We start from the raw sequence: 6,564 nt of genomic DNA on the forward strand, positions 1-6,564 counted from the left end.
TCGGAGCCGGGTAGTTTACCTCTGCTAAATACTGAACACCCCCCACAGTTCCTTTAGTTGAAGAGAGGGTCACCATCTTGAGTAGCAGGAGCTAGCCGCAATGATTCCCACCGTCAAAGACGTTTGTCAAATTCATCCTATGGCCTTGAACTACGCCATAGTTGAGCAAATTGAAAATCTGTCGAATGTTATCGAGCATACAGCAGAGGATGCCCGGGCATTCTTCGCCAAAAACCACATTACCCGCGGGATGGATCTGTTGCTGCGTCAGGGGCTCAAACGGCTGGCAGGTCGCTCCGACCAAGCGGTGTTTGAACTCAAACAGGCGATGGGGGGTGGTAAAACCCACTCCATGATTGCCCTAGGGTTGCTGGCGCGGGATGCCGCTTTGCGTGCCGAGGTTGTGCCAGACATCACTCAAGATGCTCCTTTTGCCGACGCTAAACTGGTTGCCATCAATGGACGCCTCAAGTTCGAGCAACGGTTTATTTGGGGAGAGATTGCCCGGCAACTGGGGAAAGAAGAGGCTTTTGTCAAATTTTGGCAGCACGGAGCAGATGCCCCCAGTGAGCAGGATTGGATTGATTTAATTGGAGATGAACCCACCCTCATTCTATTGGACGAGCTGCCGCCCTACTTCGACTACGCCATTACCCGCATGGTGGGCGGAGGTACATTGGCGCAAGTGACAACCTACGCCCTATCGAACCTGCTGAGTGCCGCCTTGAAGTTAAAGCGCTGCTGCATTGTCATTTCCAACCTATCCGGCAGCTACGAAGGAGCCTCACGGGAACTGCAAAAAGCAATCGGTAACTTCGCTCAAGAAACCAACCGCCAAGCGCGATCCATCACACCGGTAGACCTGGGCACATCGGAAATTTACGACATTCTCCGCAAGCGGCTATTTAGCTCCCTGCCCAATGTACAAACCATTGATGCAGTTGCTTCTGCCTACGCAAAAGTGCTGGGAGATGCAGCCAGAGCCAAATCAATTGCCAAAACTGCCGAACAAATTGCCGCCGAAATTCATGCTTCTTACCCTTTCCATCCTTCGGTTAAGCACATCATTGCCCTATTTAAGGAAAACGAAAGCTACCGTCAAACTCGCGGCTTGATGCAGTTTGTTTCAAAAATAATCCAGTCGGTATGGGAGCGTCCCAGCAACGATGTCTACCTGATCGGTTGCCAGCATCTGAACCTCAACATCCCAGATGTGCGGGAAGAGATCAACAAAATCAGCAATCTACAGGGAGCGATTGCCCACGATATTGCGGCCAATGGCACTGCTGTCGCTGAACTGGTGGATCAAAAACTGGGCCATGATGCTGCCAGTCAGATTGCTGCCCTGCTGTTGACTGCCTCTCTGTCTGAATCAGTTGATGCCGTGAAAGGCTTTACCGAGGGGCAATTTTTGGAATACCTAGTAGCTCCTCAGCGGAATGTCAGCGAATTTCAGGATGCTTTTCAAGCGTTCCGTGCCAACGCCTGGTACCTGCACCGCAAAGAAAACGATGCTTGGTACTTTTCCAACATCGAGAACCTGCGTAAGCGCATTGATAGCCGTGCCCGCAACGCTCCCCAGCCGAAAATTGATGCGGAAATGAAGCGGCGGCTGGAAGAAATTTTCCGACCCCAACGGCGGATTGCCTATCAAGAGGTGCAAGCCCTGCCCAAAATTGATGAGATTCGCCTCAATGGCCCGCGGGTGTGCCTGGTACTCAGCCCAGACAGCAAAACACCCCCAGAAGAGGCCCAGCAGTTTTGGGAAAGTGTTCCCGAGAAGAACAACTTTTGTGTGGTTACCGGAGATGGCTCCAATCTGGCCAGCCTAGAAGACAAAACCCGTCGTTTGTGGGCCGTTGCCCGAGTACTGGAAGAAACCGGTGGAGACAAATCCCCCCACAAAGCAGAACTGGAGGAAGAGGCCGAACAAGCCGCCTACGACTTTAACGCCACTGTGGTCAGCCTGTTCAATCGGGTCTATTACCCCATCAAGGGCAAACTGACTCCTACCAAGCTCTCCATGACCTTTACGGGCAATACCTTCCATGCTGAAGAGCAGATCGAAAAAGCCCTATCCGATGTCGGTGCATCCAAGCTGTATGTCGATGTGGAAGCCAATGCCGAGGCGTTGCTGTCGCGAGCAGAAGACCTGTTGTGGCCGGCAGGGGGAGAGCGGCGTATCCCTTGGCGAGACGTGGTTTCCCGCACCATCACCAACGAGCGCTGGCCCTGGTTGCCCCCCAAAGGAATGGATACCCTGCGGCAGATAGCCGTCAGCCAAGGTCGCTGGCGGTACACCGAAGATGGATACATCGAAAAGGGGCCCTTTCCGCCCCCCCGCACATCCGTAGCCATCACCCAGCGAGAATACGATGACCGCACCGGTACGGCTACCTTGGAAATTCTGCCTCGAGATGCGGGCAAAAATGGCCGTGTTCACTACAGCTACACGCCCAATGTGGATGCCAACAGCCCTGTGGTGCCCGATACGATCTGGACAACCGATGCCACTGCCCTGTGGTTTGTCGCCATTGACCCGGATGGCCGGCACGAGACAGGGGATGTCTATGCTTGGAAGAATACGCTGACCCTCACCCACCAGCCTCGTATTGGCGGCGGCAAGCGCACCGTAGAGCTAACCGTGAAACCCCGTGGTCAAATTCGCTGGAACACCACGGGCATTAACCCACGGGAAGGCACCCTCTACACTGGCCCCATCGAACTAGAGGGATCAGAAGCCGTTACCATCTATGCCTACGCCGAAGATCAAGGGGTGAGCACCACTCGCAACTTCACGATCCCGGCGCTCGACCAAAAAGGGCCGGTGATTGACAAAAACAAACCGGCTAAGCTGCACAAGCGCCTCAACCTGCAAGGAAATAAGGCGAGTTATACGGCCATCAATCAGAGCAAGGCTTTGGGTGTGCAACTGGCGGGTGGGATCTCCCTAACCGTGGGGGAAGGGAACCGAGCCATCACCACCCGGTTTGGAAGCGATATGGTGGTAAAAGCGGAAGACATTGAGCAGTTTATTGCGATAGCACGTCAGGCTTTGGGCAATGAGACGGCAGAGGTGAGTCTGCGCTTGGACGACCTACACTTCAGCAGCGGCCACGATTTGGAAGTCTTTTTGCATCGGTTGGAAATCAATCCTGAGCCGGGAGAGGTAGAGCAGTGAGCGATAAAAAATGGGAGACGGTGGGGTTCGGCTGTCCCAAAACCGTTGATCCCCACCACTTTGTGGTCGAAATACCTGCCGGCAGAACCGCTCCTGTGCTGATTTACGAAGTCTATGGCATCAAGGCGGGCATCAACGGACAGCCGGACATTGCGGAGCGCTGTGTTCTCAGCCGGTCTATCTGGAGCCAGATTGCTGAGGATCTCAAACAAGAGTTTAATGACCGCCTGCGGGCGAAAAAAATGAATCCGAGCCGTTGGACAACTGGCCGCAACCTCGTAGAACGTCTGCTGGGGAAGGAATTGCTGGTGCTGGCTTGGGCAGTAGAACGGGCCAAACCGGAGGCGATCCCCAATGCCATTCGCAACTGGAGAGGGCTGCGTCCAGAAGAGCGCTGGTGGCTTTACACCATGACAGCAGCGGCGACAGGGGGTGTCGATCACGGGAATATCGGTTGGCGCAAAGCCCTGCGCTATGCCCTCACAGAAAATCCCTTGACGGAACTGAGTGTGCCCACTCCGGTCAAGCGCCCATACCAGCCAGCTTGTTCCGATAGCTTGCGTAGCGAAGCCGTAGAAGCCGATCAACTCAGCCTGTTATCCTGCTTGCAAGAAGATCCCTCGCCCTTTTGGGATAGTGAAGCAACCATTGGCACGACAAAGCTAAGAGATTAAGTTTTACTAGATAAAACCGCCTATTTGGGAGAATGCAAATGATGACAGAACTGCTGGAGAAAGCGATTAGCAAGTTAAAAGCTCTACCCACAGAGGAGCAAAATGCAATTGCCAGCCTGATTCTTGATGAGCTAGAAGACGATCAGCGATGGGAAGAATCCTTTGCTTCTTCAGCGGATATGTTAGCAAAACTCGGTGCCAAGGCAATAGCCGAGTATCAAGCAGGCAAGACGGAAGAATTAAACCCCGAAACACTGTGAAATCTCGCACCACTGCCCAGTTTCGCAAGTTGTTTAACGCTCTTCCAGAGTCCATTCCAGATTTGGACAAGCTAGACTTACAAAGGACGCTAATCCCGATCAAAAGTCAATATAATCCGCTTCTCTTGTGCAGCTCTAGCCAAGACCTCGAAATCTTTAGTACCTGGAGCTTCCTCTGAGAGCGATGCCACATCTAAGCCAGCATCTCGCAATAGACAGATACTTAAGCGTGGAAAATTTTCATTGACGAGAAATTGCATCAACTGACTTTATCTGAAAAACTGTAGAAGTTCATTTCACGCATACATTCTTGGATATAGCTAAACATAGCCCTAAGTGCTTCTGGAGTCAGCGTAGGGTAGTTTTCCAAAATCTGCTTTTCCGTCCAGCCTGCCGAAAATAGCCCCAAAATAAATTCCACCGATAGGCGACTTCCTCTGAAAACTGGCTTACCCAGGAGAATATCGGGATCCGAATGAATATAGTCTTCCCAGTTCACGGCTTAGGGCCCTAAGAGCTACCATGATCGATGGTATCGCCGGAGATCTCCCTTGTCCATCATCCCCCTTGCTTGGAAAGATAAGCCGAGTTTGATCGAGCGGCTCTTGCCTGCCCAAAAAATCAGCGCCGAAGCGCAAAAGGAACGCAAAGCTGGGGCTGGCCAAACCCTCACGGCGTTGGGGAGCTATTGGAAAGGGCGCAAACCTCTGATCCTGGCCAAAGCTTGCGTATTGGGGGCATTGCTACCTGCAACGGATAACCCCGAAGCCGATCTGGAAGTGTTTGAGTTGCTGATGGGCATTGCTGACAGCAGTTTGGAACGCCGTCTGAAATCGCAACGGGATAAACCCAAATTGGCACAAGGCTCTTACCTCGAAAAACTGGAACTCTGCAAACGCCCAGAAGAATGCGACGATGCCACCCTCTACGGCCCCATTTGGGATCGGGTGAACCAACATTTGGGGACAAATGCCCACAGCTTTCCGGAATTGGTGGAGCAACTGGGGATTTTGCGGTTTGGGCATCGCCCACGAGTGGGGGATACTTTTTGCGGCAGCGGTCAAATTCCCTTTGAGGCGGCAAGGCTGGGATGCGATGTCTATGCCAGCGACCTCAATCCCATTGCCTGTATGCTCACTTGGGGAGCGCTGAATATCGTGGGAGCCGATGAAGCCACCCGTCGGGAAATTGAAGCAGCCCAAAAAGCAGTGGCTGAGGCGGTGGATCGGGAAATTACTGCTCTAGGCATTGAGCATGATGAGCACGGCAACCGCGCCAAAGCCTACCTATACTGCCTAGAAACCCGTTGCCCCCACACCGGCTGGATGGTGCCAATGGCTCCCAGTTGGGTAATTAGCAAAACCCGCAATGTGGTGGCGAAGTTAATCCCCAATTACGACCAAAAACGTTTTGAAATTGAAATTGTATCCGGGGTCAGCGAAGCGGAAATGAAAGCCGCTGCCAAGGGCACCGTTCAGGATGGCGATTTGGTTTACGTTCTGGATGGAGAAGAGTACCGCACGCCTATTAAAACCATCCGAGGCGATTACCGCCTTCCCGATGGCACCACCGGCAATAAACTGCGCCGTTGGGAAAAGCACGATTTTATGCCTCGCCCCGACGACATTTTTCAGGAACGGCTGTATTGTGTGTACTGGATGACTTGTGAATCTCTGGTTAAATCTCGCCCCAAGACTTTTTTCGCCAGCGTTACCCCCGCCGACCTAGAACGAGAGCGCAAAGTAGAGCAAATCGTTAGAGAAAACCTCGCCGCTTGGCAAGAAGCTGGTTTAGTACCCGATATGCCGATTGAACCTGGAGAAAAAACCGATGAGCCGATTCGTACGCGGGGCTGGACTTATTGGCATCATTTGTTTAACGCACGGCAACTACTCAGCCTCTCATTATTTAGAAAATACTCTTACACTGAAATTTCAGTAATTAAAGTTTCGGAGTTACTCAATTACTATTCTCGCCTGTGTGCAATAAAATCTGGAGGGGCTGGGTCACGATCAGAAGAAATATGGATTGGTGGAGTATTTACAAATCAGGCATTAAATACCTTTTTTAATTATGGATGTCGATCTGTTTGGTTCACACCAAGCAAGAGAATAAGTTTTTACCCACTTGCAAAGGTTCATTTATCTATAGCCTGTCAGTGTGCTTCTGATAATAGATGTAAGAACGATATTTTCATCACCGATCCACCGTATGCCGATGCAATTCATTACCACGAGATCACCGAGTTTTTTATTGCGTGGTTGCGCAAGAATCCCCCCAAGGAGTTTGCCGATTGGGTGTGGGACAGTCGGCGGGCGTTGGCCATTCAGGGCAAAGGCGAAAAGTTTCGGCAGGACATGATTGCCGCCTATACTGCCTTGGCAAACCACATGCCCGACAACGGCTTGCAAATTGTGATGTTCACCCATCAGGATGCGGAAGTATGGTC

At 52.0% G+C, this 6,564-nt stretch carries 6 protein-coding genes; 4 read left to right on the forward strand and 2 right to left on the reverse strand.

The genetic code is table 11. From position 1 onward, the window contains the following. Positions 1-100: 100 nt before the first annotated feature. The 3 genes from NW819_RS10285 to NW819_RS10295 are packed head-to-tail and all read left to right on the forward strand — an operon-like array spanning position 101 to position 4,115. Positions 101-3,181 carry an anti-phage-associated DUF499 domain-containing protein gene (locus NW819_RS10285; protein WP_414383465.1) on the forward strand — a complete coding sequence of 1,027 codons (3,081 nt, stop codon included), beginning with the start codon at positions 101-103 and terminating at the stop codon, positions 3,179-3,181. Next, complete coding sequence (locus NW819_RS10290) at positions 3,178-3,855, forward strand: anti-phage-associated DUF3780 domain-containing protein (RefSeq protein ID WP_083757646.1); 678 nt, start codon at positions 3,178-3,180, stop codon at positions 3,853-3,855. Before NW819_RS10285 ends, NW819_RS10290 begins: the two co-directional genes overlap by 4 nt. A gap of 38 nt (positions 3,856-3,893) precedes the next feature. Beyond that, the gene (locus NW819_RS10295) at positions 3,894-4,115 is read left to right on the forward strand and encodes a hypothetical protein (protein WP_414413682.1); all 222 of its coding nucleotides are present in this window, start codon (positions 3,894-3,896) and stop codon (positions 4,113-4,115) included. 89 nt (positions 4,116-4,204) lie between these two features. Here the strand turns inward: NW819_RS10295 and NW819_RS10300 are convergent, their stop codons facing one another. Beyond that, positions 4,205-4,375, reverse strand: a complete 171-nt coding sequence (locus NW819_RS10300; RefSeq protein WP_187147225.1) for a DUF5615 family PIN-like protein — start codon at positions 4,373-4,375, stop codon at positions 4,205-4,207. After that, entirely contained in the window at positions 4,375-4,614 is a 240-nt protein-coding gene (locus tag NW819_RS10305) for a DUF433 domain-containing protein (protein ID WP_011433325.1), read from the reverse strand. Before NW819_RS10305 ends, NW819_RS10300 begins: the two co-directional genes overlap by 1 nt. 52 nt (positions 4,615-4,666) lie before the next feature. Between NW819_RS10305 and NW819_RS10310 the strand changes: the two genes are divergently transcribed. Then, positions 4,667-6,564, forward strand: a 1,898-nt coding sequence (locus NW819_RS10310; protein WP_414413683.1) for a DUF1156 domain-containing protein, incomplete at its 3' end; no start/stop codon positions are given.

This window comes from Synechococcus sp. R8-2, from assembly GCF_047461715.1.
In the GTDB taxonomy this organism is placed as follows: Bacteria; Cyanobacteriota; Cyanobacteriia; order Thermostichales; family Thermostichaceae; genus Thermostichus.